This is a genomic window from Amycolatopsis kentuckyensis (genome assembly GCF_041679295.1).
Classification (GTDB): Bacteria; Actinomycetota; Actinomycetes; order Mycobacteriales; family Pseudonocardiaceae; genus Amycolatopsis; species Amycolatopsis kentuckyensis_A.
Window position 1 is genome coordinate 296,351 of the sequence record NZ_JBGDMD010000005.1, and the last position, 17,078, is coordinate 313,428.

Consider the following 17,078-nt stretch of genomic DNA (forward strand, 5'->3'; position numbering starts at 1 on the left):
AGGGTGATGCTAAATGTGAATAAGACTCGCCTTTTGGCGGTGGTGAGTGGCCCTGTGCTACCGACAGTGGGTCATCCGACGGGGAGCCGGCACCGGCTGCCCATGCCGAAGGTCAGCACGAACCGGTGGCCGCGCAGCAGCTCGGGCGCCGTGGTCGCGGCCGGCGGCCCGCTCGACCGACGACACGCTCAGGGAGCTCGGCCCGCCGCAGTCCGTGGTGCCGGACGCCGGCTCCGGAACGAGGTAGGTGACGGCGGGTACGGTCGCGGCGTCACCGCGGTGGGTCGTTTCGTAGTAGGCGAGGGCCGTCACCAGCCGTTGGTCACGGTCGGACCAGCCCAGCTTCCGCGTCGCGGCGTCGACAGCGCGCAGGACGTCCGGCAGCTCGCCGTCGAATCCGGCTTGCCGGCCGTAGTCCGTCACGCACGTGAGCGTGCCGGGGTCGCGCTCGCCGAAGTTGGTGGCGTAGTCGGCTTCGCACACCTCTCGCACGCGAGGTTCGGTCCACTGCGCCGCGGGGAGCTCCTGCCGCAGCTGTGCGAGCGGGGTCGTGGCCCAGCGGTCGTGGAGCGTGCGGTTCGTCCGCGCGGCTTCGGATCCGGCGGCGGCCCGCACCCATGATGAGCACTGCTCCACCGACGATCAGCCGCCCCCGTGCCATGCCGTCCAGCATGGCACGGACCGCGGGCTACGCGTACTGGCGCAGCAGTCCGCTCACCGCGGTGGCGTACCGGCTGATGACGACGTCGGCGACGCGCGGGTCGTCGGCGAGGGGCTCCGCGATGAACGCCCCCGGATCCGCCTCACGGGCGAGCCGCGCGATCCGGTCCGGCAGCAGCCCCGGCGCCAGGAACCACGACGCCACGACCAGGTGCCGCACCCCTCGGGCGCGTAGACGAGCCGCCGCGGAGGGGAGGTCCGGCTGGGTGGCCGACGCGAACGCCTCGCTCACCGGGACGCCCAGCCGCTCTTCCCAGCGCGCCGCCAGGGAAGCGACTACCTCGTTCGCCGACGCGTTGGACGAGCCGACCGCGCTCAGCAGCACGCCCATCCCACGTCGGCGCGGCGCGGCGGCCAGCCGCTCCAGAGCGACTTCCTCCAGTGCCGGGTCCGCGCCCAGCACGTCCGACACCTGGATCCGGAAACCGGGGCACGAAGAAACGACGTCGTCGACCAACGCCGGCAGGTCGACCCGCGCGTGGAACGCACTGCCCAGCAGCAACGGCACCACGACCGCCGTTCGGTGGCCGTCCGCGTACAGCTCCCGCAGCACGTCCGTGACGAGCGGTGCCGACAAGTCCAAAAAGGACTCGTGGACCGGCAAACCCGGGGCCTGCGCGCGAACGACGTCGACGAGGGCCCGCACGGTCGAAGCCGAGCGGGGATCGCGACTGCCGTGCGCGACGGCGACCAGGGGCGGCGTCACGAGAAGCGCTCACCCACCAGGCCCGCGGCCAGCGTGTCGCCGTCCTTCGGGTCGATCACCAGGAACGCGCCGGTGCGCGGGCTGACGCCGTAGTCGTCCACGCCCAGCTCTTCGGCCAGTCGCAGCGTCACGCGGCCGATGTCGTTGAGCTCCAGCGAAGCCGGGTCGTCCACACTGGACAGGGTCTGCTCGTCGAACCGCGCGTGCAACTCGCCGACCAGGGCCTGGACCGTCCGGGTGCCGTGCTTGACCAGCACGCGCGCCCCTTCCTTCAGCGGCTTCGACGACAGCCAGCACAGCGTGCCGGTGATCTCGTCGGTGACCCGCGGCGGTGCGTCCGCCGCGGCGATCAGGTCGCCGCGGGCGATGTCGATGTCGTCGGCCAGCAGCAGCGTCACCGACGTCCCGGCGCCGGCCTCGTCCAGGGGACCGTCGGCGGTGTCGATGCGCTCGACGCGGCTGCGGATCCCTTGCGGCAGCACGACGATCTCGTCGCCCGGCCGCACGGTGCCCGCGGCGATCTGGCCCGCGTAGCCGCGGTAGTCGGGGTACTCCGCCGTCCGCGGGCGGATGACGTACTGCACCGGGAACCGCAGCGCCGAGTCGTGCGGGTCGGGCGCGACCGGCACGTCCTCCAGGTGCTCCAGCAGGCTCGGGCCGGAGTACCACGGCGTCCGCTCCGAGCGCGTCGCGACGTTGTCGCCTTCCAACGCGGACACCGGGATCGCGAGCACCGAACCGCGCGCGTACCCCAGCGAGAGCGCGTGCGCGGCGAACTCCTCGGCGATCACGGTGAACGTCGCCTCGTCGTAGTCGACCAGGTCGATCTTGTTCACCGCCAGCACCAGCTGTGGCACGCCCAGCAGCGCCAGCACGGCCGCGTGCCGCCGGGTCTGCTCGATGACGCCCTTGCGCGCGTCGACCAGCAGCACGGCCAGCTGCGCGGTGGACGCGCCGGTCACCGTGTTGCGCGTGTACTGCACGTGGCCCGGGGTGTCGGCCAGCACGAACGACCGCTTCGGCGTGGCGAAGTACCGGTACGCGACGTCGATCGTGATGCCCTGCTCGCGTTCCGAGCGCAGGCCGTCCACGAGCAAGGAAAGATCCGGTGTGGACAGTCCCTTGTCGACGGACGCGCGCGTGACGGCGTCGAGCTGGTCGGCGAGCACCGACTTGGTGTCGTAGAGCAGCCGGCCGACCAAAGTGGACTTGCCGTCGTCGACGCTCCCGGCCGTGGCCAGGCGAAGCAGCGAGCTCATCAGAAGTACCCCTCACGCTTGCGGTCTTCCATGGCCGCTTCGGACATCCGGTCGTCGGCGCGGGTCGCGCCGCGCTCGGTCAGCCGTGACGCCGACACCTCGGCGATCACGTCCTCGACCGTGACGGCGGTGGATTCGATCGCGCCGGTGCAGGACCCGTCGCCGACCGTCCGGTAGCGGACCGTCAGCTCGCGGACCTCTTCGCCGGGTCGCGGGCCGCCCCACGGCCCTTCGGCCAGCAGCATCCCGTCGCGCAGGTAGACCTCGCGCCGGTGCGCGTAGTAGATCGACGGCAGCTCGACCTTCTCGCGGGCGATATAGTTCCAGACGTCGGCCTCGGTCCAGTTGGACAGCGGGAAGACGCGGACCTGCTCGCCCGGGCGGTGCCGTCCGTTGTAGAGGTTCCACAGCTCGGGCCGCTGCCGGCGCGGCTCCCACTGGCCGAAAGCGTTGCGGAGGCTGAAGATCCGCTCCTTGGCCCGGGCCCGCTCCTCGTCGCGGCGGCCGCCGCCGAACACGGCGTCGAACTTGTTCTCCGCGATCGTGTCGAGCAACGGCGTGGTCTGCAACGGGTTCCGCATCCCGTCGGCGCGCTCTTCCAGGCGCCCGTCGTCGATCCAGTCCTGGACCTTCGCGACGACCAGGCGCAGGCCGTGTCGCTCGACGACGCGGTCGCGGAACTCGATGACCTCGGCGAAGTTGTGCCCGGTGTCGACGTGCAGCAGCGGGAACGGCACCGGCGCCGGCCAGAACGCCTTGATCGCCAGGTGCAGCAGCAGCGTCGAGTCCTTGCCGCCGGAGAACAGGATCACCGGGCGGTCGAACTCGCCTGCCACCTCCCGGAAGATGTGGATGGCTTCGGACTCCAAAGCCGCGAGGTTGTCCTGTGCCGCGTCAGTTGCGGGCTCCAAGGTCGTCATGCGTCCCTTCCTCAGCCGTGCAGTCCGCACTCGGTCTTGCTCTGGCCCGCCCACCGGCCGCTGCGCGGGTCCTGACCCGGCTCGACGCGCGCCGTGCAGGGCGCGCAGCCGATCGACAGGTAGCCGATCGAAACCAGCGGGTTCTCGAGGATCCCGTGCTCGCGGATGTAGCCGTTGAACTCGTCGTCGGTCCACGCCGCGATCGGGTTGACCTTCACCAGGCCGTTGCGGTCGTCCCAGGTGACGATCGGGGTGTTCGCACGGGTCGGCGCGTCCACGCGGCGCACGCCGGTGATCCACGCCGAGTAGTTCGCCAGGGTCTTGCGCAGCGGTACGACCTTGCGCAGGTTGCAGCACAGCGTCGGGTCGCGGTCGTGCAGCTTCTCGCCGTATTCCGCGTCCTGCTCGGCGACGCTCTGCTCGGCCTGCGCGTTGACGATGCGAACGTCCGGGTAGACCGTCTGCACGGCGTCCCGCGTGCCGATCGTCTCCGGGAAGTGGTAGCCCGTCTCCAGGAAGAGGATGTCCACATCGGACTTCACCTTCGTGGCGAGGTCGATCAGGACGGCGTCCTGCATGTTGGACGCGACGATGAAGTCGTCGCCGAAAGTTTCGACGGTCCAGCGGATCGCCTCGTCGGCGGTCGCGTCGGCGAGTTCTTTCGACGCGCGCTCGGCGAGCGTCCTGTAGTCGGCAGTGGCGGTCATCGGGACACCTCCGGAAGGGAAAGTCCGAGGAACTTGACCGAGAAAACCCGGCGACAGCTGGAACACAGCCAGCCGCCGTTCTCTTCCGGTCGCAGGTCCTCGTCGCCGCAATAAGGGCAGTAGTACGGCACCGCGCGTTCGGTGGAGGTCACTGGAGGGCGCTTTCCTCGGCCCGCGCGGCCCACTGCGGGAACCGCTCGCCGGGTTCGCGCCCGGCGACGTAGTTGCGGACGACGCGCTCGACGTACCCGGTCAGCTCGCCCGAGGTCACCTTGTGGCCGCGCAGCTTCCGGCCGAACCCGGCGTCGAGGCCGAGCCCGCCGCCGAGGTGCACCTGGAAGCCCTCGACCTGGTTGCCGTCGGCGTCGGTGACGATCTGGCCCTTGAGGCCGATGTCGGCGGTCTGGATCCGCGCGCAGGAGTTGGGGCACCCGTTGAGGTGCACGCTGACCGGCGTGTCGAGACCGTCCTGGATGTCGGCGAGGGACTTCTCCAGGTCCGCGACGAGCTGCTGCGCGCGGGCCTTCGTCTCGACGATGGCGAGCTTGCAGAACTCCAGCCCGGTGCAGGCCATCACGCTGCGCCGCCACGGCGACGGCTTCGTGTCCAGGCCCAGCTCGGCGAGCTCCGCCTGGAGCGTCCCGACCTGCTGCTCCGGCACGTCGAGCACCACGAGCTTCTGCTGCGGGGTCAGCCGGACCCGCCCGGACCCGGCGCGCTCGGCGGCCTTCGCGACGGCGACCAGCGTGCCGCCGGAGACGCGGCCGGCGACCGGCGCCGCGCCGAGGTAGAACTTGCCGTCGACCTGCGGGTGCACCCCGACGTGGTCGATCGGGACGGCGGGCTGCTCCGGCGCCGGGCCGTCGATCAGCTCGCGCTTGAGGTACTCGTCCTGCAGCACCTGCCGGAACTTCTCCGCGCCCCAGTCCTTGACCAGGAACTTGATCCGGGCCCGCGACCGCAGCCGCCGGTAGCCGTAGTCGCGGAAGATCGAGATGACGCCTTCCCAGACGTCGGGCACCTCGTCGCGCGGCACCCAGGCCCCGAGGCGCTGGCCGAGCATCGGGTTGGTCGACAGGCCGCCGCCGACCCAGACGTCGAAGCCGGGCCCGTGTTCGGGGTGGTTCACGCCGACGAACGCGACGTCGTGGATCTCGTGGGCGACGTCCGGCTGGCCGGAGATGGCGGTCTTGAACTTGCGCGGCAGGTTGGCGAACTCCGGCTTGCCGATGTAGCGGCGCTTGACCTCGTCGATCGCCGGGGTCCCGTCGATGACCTCGTCCGCCGCGATGCCGGCGACCGGCGAGCCGAGGATCACGCGCGGGCTGTCGCCGCAGGCTTCCATCGTGGTCATGCCGGCGTTCTCGAGCTTCGCCCAGATCGTCGGGACGTCTTCGATCCGGATCCAGTGGTACTGGATGTTCTGCCGGTCGGTGATGTCGGCGGTGTCGCGCGCGTACGCCTGCGAGATCTCGCCGAGCACGGTGAGCTGCTCGGTGGTCAGCGCGCCGCCGTCGAGCCGAACCCGCAGCATGAAGTAGCGGTCGTCGAGCTCTTCGGGCTCCAGCGTCGCGGTGCGGCCGCCGTCGATGCCCGGCTTGCGCTGGGTGTAGAGACCGAACCAGCGGAACCGGCCGCGCAGGTCACCCGGGTCGATCGCGTCGAACCCGCGGTGGGCGTAGATGTTCTCGATCCGCGCCCGCACGTTGAGCGGGTGGTCGTCCTTCTTCGACCGCTCGTTCGGGTTCAGCGGCTCCCGGTAACCGAGCGCCCACTGCCCTTCGCCGCGCTTCTGCTTGACGCGCGCGGGGCGGGCGGGGGTCTGGGGCGTGGCCATGGCGGCGTCCTCCGAGAGGCTTTTCGTGGCGGCGGAGGACCACCGGCTCGCGGGTGTGTCCTCCGGCGCCGGCTGTCCAGATTTCGTGGCAGGTGGTGGCGATCGGGGAGTCAGCGAACGGGTGCGCAGAGGGCGCTGGCGACCCGCAGGAGGTCGACGTGGCGGCGCGCCACGAGGAGTACACCGGCATGAGTCACGGCGTCAGCGTGCCACGCGTCCACAATGTGGTCCAGGCCTGCCCGCATGGTGGGAGAAGGGTCACTCGCCTGGGAGAATGCGGTCGACCAGCAGGCGCACGACCTGCGCGTCCGAGTACCCGGAGAAGGCTTCGGGCAATGTCAACCGCTCGACGGTCAGGCCGGTCAGGGCCAAGTAGAGCAGCAGGACTTCGTCGCGTCCGCCCGGCAGCCCGGCGGCCTCGTGGAAGCCCAGGCTGATCTCGAAGCTTTCCCTCACCGTCGCGGTCAATGCCGCCGCCAGCTCCGGCCGCCGGTTCGCCTCCAGCCGCAGTTCGAGCAGGGCGAGGTAGGAGCTGCGGCGGGTGGTCAGCCGGGTCATCAGGTCGCCGAGCAGCGCGGCGACCCGGGTGGTCGACGGCGCTTCCGCCCGCGGGTCGGCCATGACCTCCTCCGGCGCCGACAGCCGGACGTGCACGCGGTCGCCGGCCTCGGCCAGCAGCTGGTCACGGCTGCGGAAGTAGTTCGACGTCGTCCCCGGCGGCACGCCCGCCTCGGTGTCCACCGCCCGGTAGGTGAGCCCCCGTGCGCCGTCGCGAGCCAGCACCTCGATCGCCGCGTCGGTCAGGGCCGTCCGCCGTTCGGTGTTCTGCCGCACCGGAGTTCTCCTTGCCCGATTCGAACCACTACGTTTAGAGTACTACAAACACAGTGGTTTGGAGAGAGGAACCGGGGATGCAGGTCAAGGGGTTCGGGGCGGGGTACCTGGTCGACGACGTCGCCGCGACCACCCGCTTCTACGCGGACGTGATCGGCCTGGCCGTGACCGTCGAGCTGGACTGGTTCGCCAGCGTGAACGCCGGCGCGCCCGGCTACGAGATCAGCTTCGTCCAGCGCGGCCACGAGTCGGTGCCGGTGGGCTACCGCGCCGCGGAGACGGCCGGGCTGATGTTCGGGCTCGTCGTCGAAGACGCCGCCGCGGAGGCGAAGCGGCTGGAAGAAGCGGGTGTGGAACTGGTCACGCCGGTCGTCGACGAGGTCTACGGGCAGCGGCACTTCTACGTCGCCGATCCGAACGGCGTGCTGCTGGACGTCATCGAGATGATCCCCGTCGACCCGGAGTGGGCGGCGGCGAACACCCCGGCTTCGTAGGGGACAATCGGGGTATGCCCGATTCCCCGACCGACCTCACGCTGCCCGAAAGCGCGCTGAAAGGCGTCGGCAGCCGGCCGTTCGGGGTCTACGTGCACGTCCCGTTCTGCGCGACGCGCTGCGGCTACTGCGACTTCAACACCTACACCGCGGGCGAGCTCGACTCCGGCTCGTCGCCGCAGTCCTGGCTCGACGGGCTGCGGCGCGAGCTGGAGCTGGCCGCGCGCGTGCTGGTCGTGCCACCCGCGGCCGACACCGTGTTCGTCGGCGGCGGCACCCCGTCGCTGCTCGGCGCCGACGGCCTCGCCTCGGTGCTCGACGCCGTCCGCGACGTCTTCGGGCTCGCCCCGGGCGCCGAGGTGACGACGGAGTCGAACCCGGAATCGACGTCGCCGGAGTTCTTCGCCGGCATCCGCGAAGCCGGCTACACGCGCGTCTCGCTCGGCATGCAGTCGGCGGCACCGCACGTGCTGAAGATCCTCGACCGCGTGCACACCCCGGGCCGGCCGGGCCAGGCCGCCGCCGAGGCCCGCGCGGCCGGGTTCGAGCACGTGAACCTCGACGTGATCTACGGCACGCCGGGCGAGCGCCCCGACGACCTGCTCGCGACGCTCGACGCCGTGCTGGCCGCCGGGGTCGACCACGTCTCGGCGTACGCGCTGATCGTCGAGGACGGCACCGCGCTGGCCCGCCGCGTCCGCCGCGGTGAGCTGCCCGCACCGGACGACGACGTGCTGGCCGCGGACTACGAGATGATCGACGCGACGCTCTCGGCAGCGGGGTTGCGCTGGTACGAGGTGTCGAACTGGGCGTCGTCCGACGCCGCCCGCTGCCGCCACAACCTCGGCTACTGGCGCGGCGACGACTGGTGGGGCGCCGGTCCGGGCGCGCACAGCCACGTCGGCGGGGTGCGCTGGTGGAACGTCAAGCACCCGTCCCGCTACGCGGCGCTGCTGGCCGCCGGCGACTCGCCCGCGGGCGGGCGCGAGGTGCTCACCGACGACGACCAGCACCTCGAGCGGATCATGCTCGAACTGCGTGTCGCGGAAGGGCTTCCGCTGGACGTGCTCGACGAGCCCGGGCTCGCCGAAGCCCGGGCGGCCGCCGCCGAGGGCCTGCTCGATCCGTCCGCTTTGGACTCCCGCGGCCGCGCGGTCCTGACCGACCGCGGCCGGCTGCTGGCCGACGGCGTCGTCCGGCGCCTCGCGGGCTAGCGGGAATTAAAACCGGCCGCCCGGTCGTTGCTTGTATCGAGCAACGACTTAGGAGGCCCCATGGCGCGCGCGATCAGGTTCGACGAGTACGGCGACGTGGAGGTCCTCCGGGTCGAGGACGTGCCGCGGCCGGCACCGGGACGGGGGCAGGTGCTCGTCGAGGTCCGCGCCGCCGGGATCAACCCGGGCGAGGCTTCGATCCGGCGGGGGCTCCTGCACGAGCGCTTCCCGGCGACGTTCCCGTCCGGTCAGGGCAGCGACTTCGCGGGCGTCGTCGCGGAACTCGGCGAGGGCGTGGAGGAGATCGCCGTCGGCGACGAGGTGATCGGCTTCGTGCACACGCGGTCGAGCCACGCGGACTACGTGGTGGCGGAGGCTTCGGATCTCACTCCGAAGCCGGACGACGTGCCGTGGGAAGTCGCGGGCGCGTTGTTCGTCGCGGGTACGACGGCCTACGCGGCGACGGCCGCGGTGTGCCCGCGCGAGGGCGACACGGTGGTCATCTCGGGCGCGGCCGGCGGCGTCGGATCGCTGGCGGCCCAGCTTGCGCTGCTCGCCGGCGCCACGGTGATCGGCCTGGCGGGTCCCGCGAACCACGCGTGGCTGCACGAGCTGGGTGTCATTCCGGTGGCCTACGGCGACGGTGTGCTGGAGCGGATCAGGGAAGCCGCGCCCGACGGTGTGCACGCGTTCGTCGACACGTTCGGCTCGGGGTATGTGGAATTGGCGCTGCACCTGGGGATCCACCCGGGGCGGATCGACACGATCATCGACTTCGAGGCGGCCGCGAAGTACAACGTGAAGACCGAGGGGAACATGGCCGGCGCGTCGTCCGAGGTGCTGCGCGAGTTGAGCTTGCTGGTGGGCAAGGGATTGCTGGAGGTCCCGATCGCGCGCGTCTATCCGTTGGACGAGGTTCGTGCGGCCTACCGCGAGCTGGAGCAGCGGCACACGCGCGGCAAGATCGTCCTGCGGCCCTAGTTCTTCGCCGCCACGACCTTCAAGCCGGCGAGGTAGACGTCGAGGGCGAACTCGAGGCGTTCGGTGGCCGTCTCGGCGGAGAAGAACTCGCCGATCCGCAGCATGTTCGGGAACGCGTCGGCGGGCAGTGAGCGCATGTACGCCACCATCTGCTCGCCGCGCTTCGCGGTCTCCGCTTCGTCGATGTCGCCCCACGTCCAGCCACTCGCTTCGTACGCGTACGCCTTGGCGTAGAGCGACAGGGCGTCACCCGCGAAGGTCGCCTGCTTGAGCGTCAAGCCGCCCGCGCGAAGCAGAGCGAGCATCGCCTCGCCCTGCCGCAGGGAACTCGGCGTGACCGGCACGGCGATGTCCCACGCCACCCGGGCGATCCCGGGGTGCGCGACCATCACCCGGATCTGGCCGCGGACGAGGTCCTTGACCTGGTCGTCCCAGCGCGCCGGGTCCGGGGCGGGGATCGGCGCCTCGGCGAGCACGGCGTCGAGCATCAGCTCCGCCAGCTCGTCCTTGTTGGCGACGTGCGCGTAGAGCGACGCCGGTCCCGTCTCCAGCTCCTGGGCGACCCGCCGCATGGTGACCGCGTCGAGGCCCTCCTTCGCCAGGATTTCCAGCGCCGTCTTCACGACGAGCTCCTGGGAGAGCGCGGGTTTCGCGGCGCGCCGGCGCGGGGCGCTGCGCCACGGGGGCGGGGGAACGGTCACGCGAACACTGTACTTGACGCGAACAGCGTTCGTATGTAGAACGGTGTTCGTAGAACGAACAGCGTTCGTAAAGGGGATCTCATGACCACTGCGGAAACCGAAGTCCGGGCCGTGCTCGGGCAGCTCACCGAAGCCTGGAACGCCGGCGACGCGACCGCGTACGGCCGGCTCTTCACCGAAGACGCCGACTACGTGACGTTCTTCGGCCTCAACTTCCCCGGCCGCGAGGCGATCGAAAGCTCGCACCGCGCCCTCTTCGAGGGGCCGCTGAAGGGCTCCAAGCTGACGGGGCAGCTCGGCGCCACCGCGAAGGTGCGGTTCGTCCGGCCCGACGTCGCCGTGGCCGTCGTCGGCGGTGGCTCGTCGCTGACCGGCGCGGACACCACCGACGAGGGGCGCGAGTCGACCGTGAGCTTCGTGCTCGTCGAGGAGGACGGCGAGTGGCTGATCACGGCGTTCCAGAACACGCGCGTCTCGGATCCGCGCGGGTGAAAACGCTTGCGGAGGCGTCGGGGGTCGTCGCGCGGCCGCCGGACGAGGTGTTCGAGGACGTGCTGCGCCGCGTGACCGGGGGCGGCTACCCGATGCGGACGGAGGTCGACCGCGAGCGGGGGTTCCTCGCGGTCCAGGGCGGCTGGTGGTACCGCGGCGAATACCGCGTCACGCCGGATCCGGGCGGTGCGCGCGTCGAGCACCGGGTGGTCAACGCGGCCACCTGGGGACGCTGGGGTGTCCCGCTGGCGAACCGGTTCTTCGTCGGGTTCCGGGCGAAGACGGCCGCCGGTTTTGCCCGGATGCTCGAAGAACTCGCGCGGCCCGATGGCCACGGGCCGGATTCGGCGCGTACGGTTGCTTAGGTAAGCCTTAGTAGCTGAGCGAGGAGATGGCCGATGGCCGAAGCACCCCGGCGGTCCGGACGGCCCGCGGTGAAACTGCGCGTGCTGCGCACCGAGCGGCTGACCCCGCACATGATCCGGATCGTCGCGGGCGGCGAAGGAATCGCCGATTTCCAGCCCAACGCGTTCACCGACGCCTACGTCAAGGTGCTGTTCAAGGTGCCCGGCGTCGAGTACCCCGAGCCGTTCGACGTCCAGGAGTGCCGGGCGACGCTGCCGCGGGAGCACTGGCCGCGGATGCGGTCCTACACGGTCCGGGCGTTCGACCCGCAGGCCGGCGAGCTGACCTTCGACTTCGTCCACCACGGCGACGAGGGCATCGCCGGCCCGTGGGCGGCGGCCGCCCGGGTGGGCGACGAACTACTGCTGTCCGGCCCTGGCGGGGCGTACGCGCCGGGCGACGAGGCCGACTGGCACCTGCTGGTCGGCGACGAAAGCGCGTTGCCGGCCATCGCGGCGTCCCTGGAGGCGCTCCCGGCGGGCGTCCCGGCGCAGGCCGTGATCCTGGTCGAGAACGCCGACGAGGAGCAGTCGCTGGTCACGAAGGCCGACGCGCAGATCACGTGGCTGCACCGGTCGGCCGGCGGCGACGTCGCCGCGGCGGTGCGCGCGCTGCCGTGGCGCGACGGCGTCGTCCAGGCGTTCGTGCACGGCGAGGCGGGATTCGTCCGCGAACTGCGGAAGTACCTGCTCGACGAGCGCGGCGTGCGGCGTGAGCTGCTCTCCATCTCCGGGTACTGGCGCCTCGGCAAGAACGACGAAGCCTGGCGCGAGGAGAAGGCGGCCGAACGGGCCCGCGAGAAGTAATCTCGCCGCATGGCGAACCTCAAGGTGGACGTCGACCCGGCCGAAGCCGGGTTCGACGCGGACCGGCTGTCCCGGATCGACGCGCACTTCGACCGGTACGTCGAGAACGGACGGTTGCCGGGCTGGCTCGCGGTGGTGAGCAGGCACGGCCGGATCGTGCACCTCGGCAGCGGCGGGTACAGCGACGTCGAAGCCGGCACCCCGGTGGAGACCGACACGCTGTGGCGGATCTTCTCGATGACGAAGCCGATCACGTCGGTCGCGGCGATGATGCTCGCCGAAGAGGGCCTGCTGGAGCTGGACGACCCGATCTCGCGCTGGCTGCCGGAGTTCGCGTCGCCGCGGGTGTACGTCAAGGGGTCGGCGCTGTCGCCCCTGACCGAGCCGGCGACCGAGCCGATCCGCGTGTGGCACCTGCTGACGCACACGGCGGGCCTGACGTACGGCTTCCACCACGGCCACCCGGTGGACGCGATCTACCGTTCGGCGGGGTTCGAGTGGGGGACGCCGCCGGGTCTGGACCTGGCGGCGTGTTCCGAGCGGTGGGCCTCGTTGCCGCTGGTGTTCCAGCCGGGAGCGGAGTGGAACTACTCGGTGGCGACGGACGTCCTCGGTCGGCTGGTCGAGGTCGTTTCGGGGCTGCCGTTGGACGAGTTCTTCGCGTCGCGGATCTTCACACCGCTGGGGATGACGGACACGGGGTTCGTGGCTTCTTCGCCGGCTCGGTTGGCTGCGCTTTACGTGCCGTCGGCGGACGGGCTGGTCCGGAACGACGCGTTCGGCCGGCTGGGGACGTCCCGTCCGGACTGCCTGTCCGGCGGTGGCGGGTTGGTGTCGTCGGCCGCGGACTACTGGCGTTTCACGGAGATGCTGCTGCGGGGCGGAGCGTTGGACGACGTCCGCTTGCTGTCCCCGCGAACGGTGTCGCTGATGGCTTCGAATCACCTGCCGGGGCACGTGGACTTGGAGGAGTTCGGGCGGCCGTTGTTCGCGGAGATGCCGTTCGACGGGCACGGGTTCGGGCTGGGATTCTCGGTGCTGGAGGACCCGGTGAAGGCGCGAACGTTGTCGTCGGCGGGCGAGTTCGCTTGGGGCGGGGCGGCTTCCACGGCTTTTTGGGTGGATCCGGATGAGGATTTGACCGTGGGGTTCTACACGCAGCTGTTGCCGTCGAGTACCTATCGGTTGCGTTCTCAGCTGAGGCAGTTGGTCTATCAGGCGCTGGTGGACTGAGCGCGCCTCACTGGCTCGGCTTGAAGAACGAGAATCGCCGCTCCGGTCCCGCTACCGGGATCGGAGCGGTCACCGGCGGAGCCTCCGGATGGTCCCGAAGCTGGACCTCCGCCTCGGCCACCCCCTCAGCGATCACTCGCCGCCCCCGTGCGTAGTCCAAAAGCTCCGCCACCGGACGGTTGTCCGCCGAATACACGGCCGTGAACCTCTCGAAGCCGCGCTCCAGCGCCGCCAGCCCCAGCATGTGGAGCAACGCCGATGCCAACCCCACCCGGCGCCACGCCGGGGCCACCGCGATCGCCACCTCCGCCATCCGCCGGCCCGTTGCCTCGTAGCGGGCGACCGCCACCCCCGGACCCTCCAGCGAACGGGCCACCAGGGCGAACCGGCGCTCGTAGTCCAGCACCGTCAGCCGCTCCAACAGGCGGGGCGTTACGCGCGGGGCCGAACCGCAAAACCGGCGGCGGAGCGTCTCCGGGTCCGCGTTCCGGATCGCTTCGCCCAGCTCTGGGGCGTCCTGCGGGGTCAGCGGGCGGACGCGCACCCGGCGGCCGTCGCGGAGGAGGAGCGTGCGGTCGAATCCCTTCGGCGGTTCCGTCACCGGCCCACCCTAGCGGCCGCCCGATCGGGCAGGGCCGGTTCGCGGAAATCGAGTACGTTGGCAGCAAAGGGTTTCCGAGGGGGCGGCCATGCGGCGGATCGGGATCGTCGGAGCGGGGCAGGCGGGGCTCGTCCTCGGCATCGGCCTGCGGCAACGCGGCTACGACGTCACGGTGTTCGCCGAGCGCACCGCCGCCGACGTGCGCGAAGGGCGGCTCGTCTCCAACCAGTGCCTGTTCGACCCCGCTCTCCAGCGAGAACGCGCGCTCGGCATCGACTTCTGGGAAGCGCCGCCCATCCGCGAAGTCGCCTTCGCCGCCGCCGGCGAGGGCACCGAACCCGCCATTTCCTGGCGCGTCGGGCTCGACCGGCCGGCCCAGTCGGTCGATCAGCGCGTCAAGGTCGCCGACTGGATGACCGAGTTCGAGCGCCTCGGCGGCGAGCTGCGCATCCGCCGCGTGACCCCGGCCGACCTCGACGAATGCGCCCGCGAGTTCGAGTTGCTCGTCGTCGCCGCCGGGCGCGGGCCGCAGTTCGACGCGCTTTTCCCGCGTGACGACGACCGCTCGCCCTACCGCGAACCGCAGCGGGCGATCGGCATCCTCTACGTCGCCGGCGCGCTCGACGCCGTGCCCGGCCTCACCTTCGGCATGGCCCCGGTCGGCGAGTTCTTCCTGCTCCCGGTGCTTTCGGTGCACGGCCCGGTGCACGGCATCGGCTTCTTCGGCCTGCCCGGCGGCCCGATGGACGTTTGGGACGACATCGCCGACGTCGACCAGCACTACGAAACCGCCCGGAAGCTGCTGCGCACGCAGTACCCCTGGCAGGCGACGCTGCTCGACAACGCGCGTCCGGTGGCGCCCACCGAGATGCTGCACGGCCGGATCACGCCGATCGTGCGGCACCCGGTGGGCACGCTGCCGTCCGGGGCGAAGGTCCTCGCGATGGGCGACACCGCGGTGACCAACGACCCGGTCGGCGGCCAGGGCGCGAACATGGCCGCCCGCGCGGCGCGGGCGTACCAGGAGGCCATCGTCGACCGCGGCGACCGGCCGTTCGACGAGGAGTTCATGCACGACGCCTTCGCCCGCTACTGGCACCACGCCCGGCACGCGACGCGCTTCAACAACGACCTCCTGGCCCCGCCGCCGGACCACGTCCTCGCGACGTTGGCCGCCGCCCAGCGCGTGCCCGAGGTGGCGCACCGGTTCGCGCACCTCTTCGAGAACCCGGCCGACTACGAAGGCTGGCTGGGCGATCCCGAAGCGGCGATGGCCTACCTGCGCGAGACGGCTCCGGGCAGACTCGGGGAGCAGCCCCATCCGGAGGAGGAACGAACATGACGGCCGACAACCCGACGACGCAGCGGGCCGAACGGTTCCGCGGCCAGGCCCTGGTCGCGCGGGTCAAGGAACTCATCCACCAAGGCAACGTGCGGCGGATCCGCGTCAAGAACGACGAGGGCCACACGGTGCTGGAGATCCCGGTCACGGCCGGTGTCGTGGCCGTGATCGCCGCCCCGGTCGTCACCGCGGTCGGGGCGATCGCCGCGCTGGCCAAGGAATGGACCATCGAAGTCGACCACCTGCCGGCCCCCGAGAAGCCCGGAGAGGGCACGGGCGACTGACCGGACGGTGGCCGGGTCGTCCCGGCCACCGCGGTCCGCGGTCAGCCGAAGGGGCCGGCGTCCGGAGCGCAGGTCGCGCCGCGGGCGGGTACCGAGCCGGTGACGTAGTAGCGGTCGAGCCACGCGTCCACGCACGCGCTCTTGCCGCGTGAACCGTGGCCGTACGTGTCGAGGCTCAGCAGGTGCGCGTTGGCCAGCAGCTTCTCGGTCCGCTGGGCTCCGGCGTACGGCGTTTCCAGGTCGCCCTGGCGGTTGGCGAGCAGCAGGACCGGTGCTGTCGGGCGGTTCCACGGCCCCGCGTACCGGCCGGTGTCGGAGACGTCCCACGTGGCGCAGGGGAGCGTCTTGTAGACGTCGTAGGGGCCGAAGCCGCGCCCGACCTGGTCGGCGCGCCGCGCGTAGTCCCACCAGACCGCCGGGTCGCGCGGGTTGGCCGCGTCGGAGCACAGGGTCGCGCCGCCGCCCAGCAGGGAATCGACGTCCGGCGGACCGCCCGCCGGCGCCGGTGCGCGGAACGCCGGGTCCGCCAGTGCCTGCAGGAACGCCGCCAGCTGCGGCGCGGCCTGCGCGTCGGTCAGGTAGTTGTGGATTTGGGCGATCGCGTTCTGGTAGGTCACTGCGATCTGCCTGCCCGCAGTGCCCGTCACCGTGATCGGGCCGGCTTCGAGCCGGTCCAGGATCGCGTCGTAGTCGAAGGTGCAGCGCGACGCGCAGGCGTCCAAAAAGGACTGGAGCGCGCGCGGCCCGTCTTCGTAACCGCGCAGGCGGTAGCTCATCGGACCGGAGCCGGTCGACCAGCGCACCGGGTCGTCGACGGCGTCGAGCGCCAGCGAACCCACCCGGCCGGGGAACAGGTTGGCGTACGTCTCGCCGAGGTAGCTGCCGTACGACTTCCCGTAGTAGCGCAGTTTCGGCTCGCCGAACGCCGCGCGCAGCCGGTCGAGGTCACGCGCGATCGTCCCGGTCGAGAGGTGGTTCGCCAGCGGGCCGGCGTTCTGTTCGCAGAGGTCGGTGACGGTCTTGGTGTCCGCGATCTGCCGCTGTTCGGCCTCGCGCGTCAGCAGGAACGTGCCGAGCGCGCGTTGCAGCACCTCGAGCTGCGAAGGATCGGTGAAGCAGTGGATCTTCGAGCTGGCGCCGACGCCGCGCGGGTCGAACCCGACGATGTCGAACCGCTCGTGCAGGAACGGCGTCAACGCGGGCGCGTACCGCCCGGACGAGCCGGGGCCGCCGGGGTTGTAGAAGATGGTGCCCAGCTTGTGGGCCTGGTCGGTGGCGGGCAACCGGCTGACGGCGATCGACACGCTGCCCGTCGAAGGGGCCTGATAGGACAGTGGAACGTCGAGCCGGCCGCACTGGTACCCGGCGGCGCAGGAGTCTTCCCAGACGATTCCGGCGGGGCTCGCCGCGGCCGCGGGCGCACTCAAGGCGACCACGCTCGCGGCGGCCCCCAAAGCCAGCGCAGCACGGAGTTTCCGAGGATTCATGCGCCGATCGTCCCGCCGCCGGGACCGGGAATGCGCTGGTGCGCGCCCCCGGAAC

General features: G+C 71.3%; 21 protein-coding genes. 9 read left to right on the plus strand and 12 right to left on the minus strand.

The window, feature by feature from the left end; translation table 11 throughout:
* Positions 1 to 57 precede the first annotated feature (57 nt).
* From ACERZO_RS22400 to ACERZO_RS22440, 9 genes are all read right to left on the minus strand, one after another.
* On the minus strand, positions 58 to 615 hold the full coding sequence (locus ACERZO_RS22400; RefSeq protein WP_372666676.1) for a hypothetical protein: 558 nt from the start codon (positions 613 to 615) through the stop codon (positions 58 to 60).
* A 73-nt stretch (positions 616 to 688) separates the two neighbouring features.
* Positions 689 to 1,426 carry a sirohydrochlorin chelatase gene (locus ACERZO_RS22405; protein ID WP_372666677.1) on the minus strand — a complete coding sequence of 246 codons (738 nt, stop codon included), beginning with the start codon at positions 1,424 to 1,426 and terminating at the stop codon, positions 689 to 691.
* Entirely contained in the window at positions 1,423 to 2,685 is a 1,263-nt protein-coding gene (locus tag ACERZO_RS22410; protein WP_372666678.1) for a sulfate adenylyltransferase subunit 1, read from the minus strand. The genes ACERZO_RS22405 and ACERZO_RS22410 overlap by 4 nt, the downstream gene beginning before the upstream one ends.
* Positions 2,685 to 3,605 carry a sulfate adenylyltransferase subunit CysD gene (gene cysD, locus ACERZO_RS22415; protein ID WP_372666679.1) on the minus strand — a complete coding sequence of 307 codons (921 nt, stop codon included), beginning with the start codon at positions 3,603 to 3,605 and terminating at the stop codon, positions 2,685 to 2,687. The genes ACERZO_RS22410 and cysD overlap by 1 nt, the downstream gene beginning before the upstream one ends.
* 11 nt (positions 3,606 to 3,616) lie before the next feature.
* A complete protein-coding gene (locus ACERZO_RS22420) occupies positions 3,617 to 4,312 on the minus strand; it encodes a phosphoadenylyl-sulfate reductase (protein ID WP_372666680.1) in 696 nt (231 codons plus the stop codon).
* The gene (locus ACERZO_RS22425) at positions 4,309 to 4,464 is read right to left on the minus strand and encodes an Insertion element protein (RefSeq protein ID WP_372666681.1); all 156 of its coding nucleotides are present in this window, start codon (positions 4,462 to 4,464) and stop codon (positions 4,309 to 4,311) included. The genes ACERZO_RS22420 and ACERZO_RS22425 overlap by 4 nt, the downstream gene beginning before the upstream one ends.
* Positions 4,461 to 6,149 (minus strand): nitrite/sulfite reductase, encoded by a 1,689-nt coding sequence (locus tag ACERZO_RS22430; protein WP_372666682.1) that lies wholly within the window; start codon positions 6,147 to 6,149, stop codon positions 4,461 to 4,463. The genes ACERZO_RS22425 and ACERZO_RS22430 overlap by 4 nt, the downstream gene beginning before the upstream one ends.
* 110 nt (positions 6,150 to 6,259) lie before the next feature.
* Complete coding sequence (locus ACERZO_RS22435) at positions 6,260 to 6,394, minus strand: putative leader peptide (protein ID WP_372666683.1); 135 nt, start codon at positions 6,392 to 6,394, stop codon at positions 6,260 to 6,262.
* A gap of 13 nt (positions 6,395 to 6,407) precedes the next feature.
* On the minus strand, positions 6,408 to 6,983 hold the full coding sequence (locus tag ACERZO_RS22440) for a TetR/AcrR family transcriptional regulator (protein WP_372666684.1): 576 nt from the start codon (positions 6,981 to 6,983) through the stop codon (positions 6,408 to 6,410).
* Between the two features lie 77 nt (positions 6,984 to 7,060).
* Between ACERZO_RS22440 and ACERZO_RS22445 the strand changes: the two genes are divergently transcribed.
* From ACERZO_RS22445 to ACERZO_RS22455, 3 genes are read left to right on the plus strand one after another with little or no spacing between them, the layout of a single operon-like run.
* Positions 7,061 to 7,477 carry a VOC family protein gene (locus tag ACERZO_RS22445; protein ID WP_372666685.1) on the plus strand — a complete coding sequence of 139 codons (417 nt, stop codon included), beginning with the start codon at positions 7,061 to 7,063 and terminating at the stop codon, positions 7,475 to 7,477.
* 14 nt (positions 7,478 to 7,491) lie between these two features.
* The gene (gene hemW, locus ACERZO_RS22450; protein WP_372666686.1) at positions 7,492 to 8,691 is read left to right on the plus strand and encodes a radical SAM family heme chaperone HemW; all 1,200 of its coding nucleotides are present in this window, start codon (positions 7,492 to 7,494) and stop codon (positions 8,689 to 8,691) included.
* Between the two features lie 60 nt (positions 8,692 to 8,751).
* Complete coding sequence (locus ACERZO_RS22455) at positions 8,752 to 9,672, plus strand: NADP-dependent oxidoreductase (protein ID WP_372666687.1); 921 nt, start codon at positions 8,752 to 8,754, stop codon at positions 9,670 to 9,672.
* Here the strand turns inward: ACERZO_RS22455 and ACERZO_RS22460 are convergent.
* Positions 9,669 to 10,373, minus strand: coding sequence for a TetR/AcrR family transcriptional regulator (locus ACERZO_RS22460; RefSeq protein ID WP_372666688.1), 705 nt, complete (start codon positions 10,371 to 10,373; stop codon positions 9,669 to 9,671). The genes ACERZO_RS22455 and ACERZO_RS22460 overlap by 4 nt on opposite strands.
* A gap of 81 nt (positions 10,374 to 10,454) precedes the next feature.
* On the opposite strand from ACERZO_RS22460, the gene ACERZO_RS22465 reads away from it, so the two are divergent.
* Genes ACERZO_RS22465 through ACERZO_RS22480 form a run of 4 tightly spaced genes read left to right on the plus strand, consistent with a single transcriptional unit; the run spans position 10,455 to position 13,309 of the window.
* Positions 10,455 to 10,865, plus strand: a complete 411-nt coding sequence (locus ACERZO_RS22465; RefSeq protein WP_372666689.1) for an SgcJ/EcaC family oxidoreductase — start codon at positions 10,455 to 10,457, stop codon at positions 10,863 to 10,865.
* Entirely contained in the window at positions 10,862 to 11,230 is a 369-nt protein-coding gene (locus tag ACERZO_RS22470; RefSeq protein ID WP_372666690.1) for a hypothetical protein, read from the plus strand. Before ACERZO_RS22465 ends, ACERZO_RS22470 begins: the two co-directional genes overlap by 4 nt.
* A 33-nt stretch (positions 11,231 to 11,263) precedes the next feature.
* Entirely contained in the window at positions 11,264 to 12,076 is an 813-nt protein-coding gene (locus ACERZO_RS22475) for a siderophore-interacting protein (protein ID WP_372666691.1), read from the plus strand.
* A 9-nt stretch (positions 12,077 to 12,085) separates the two neighbouring features.
* A complete protein-coding gene (locus ACERZO_RS22480) occupies positions 12,086 to 13,309 on the plus strand; it encodes a serine hydrolase domain-containing protein (protein ID WP_372666692.1) in 1,224 nt (407 codons plus the stop codon).
* Positions 13,310 to 13,316: 7 nt separating this feature from the next.
* Here the strand turns inward: ACERZO_RS22480 and ACERZO_RS22485 are convergent, their stop codons facing one another.
* Positions 13,317 to 13,910, minus strand: a complete 594-nt coding sequence (locus tag ACERZO_RS22485; RefSeq protein ID WP_372666693.1) for a GNAT family N-acetyltransferase — start codon at positions 13,908 to 13,910, stop codon at positions 13,317 to 13,319.
* 88 nt (positions 13,911 to 13,998) lie between these two features.
* On the opposite strand from ACERZO_RS22485, the gene ACERZO_RS22490 reads away from it, so the two are divergent.
* Both ACERZO_RS22490 and ACERZO_RS22495 read left to right on the plus strand, forming a co-directional pair.
* A complete protein-coding gene (locus ACERZO_RS22490) occupies positions 13,999 to 15,252 on the plus strand; it encodes a styrene monooxygenase/indole monooxygenase family protein (RefSeq protein ID WP_372666694.1) in 1,254 nt (417 codons plus the stop codon).
* The gene (locus ACERZO_RS22495; protein ID WP_372666695.1) at positions 15,249 to 15,536 is read left to right on the plus strand and encodes a DUF4342 domain-containing protein; all 288 of its coding nucleotides are present in this window, start codon (positions 15,249 to 15,251) and stop codon (positions 15,534 to 15,536) included. The genes ACERZO_RS22490 and ACERZO_RS22495 overlap by 4 nt, the downstream gene beginning before the upstream one ends.
* Before the next feature lie 41 nt (positions 15,537 to 15,577).
* Here ACERZO_RS22495 and ACERZO_RS22500 read toward each other — a convergent pair whose 3' ends face one another.
* Positions 15,578 to 17,023 (minus strand): alpha/beta hydrolase, encoded by a 1,446-nt coding sequence (locus tag ACERZO_RS22500; RefSeq protein ID WP_372666696.1) that lies wholly within the window; start codon positions 17,021 to 17,023, stop codon positions 15,578 to 15,580.
* Positions 17,024 to 17,078 lie beyond the last annotated feature (55 nt).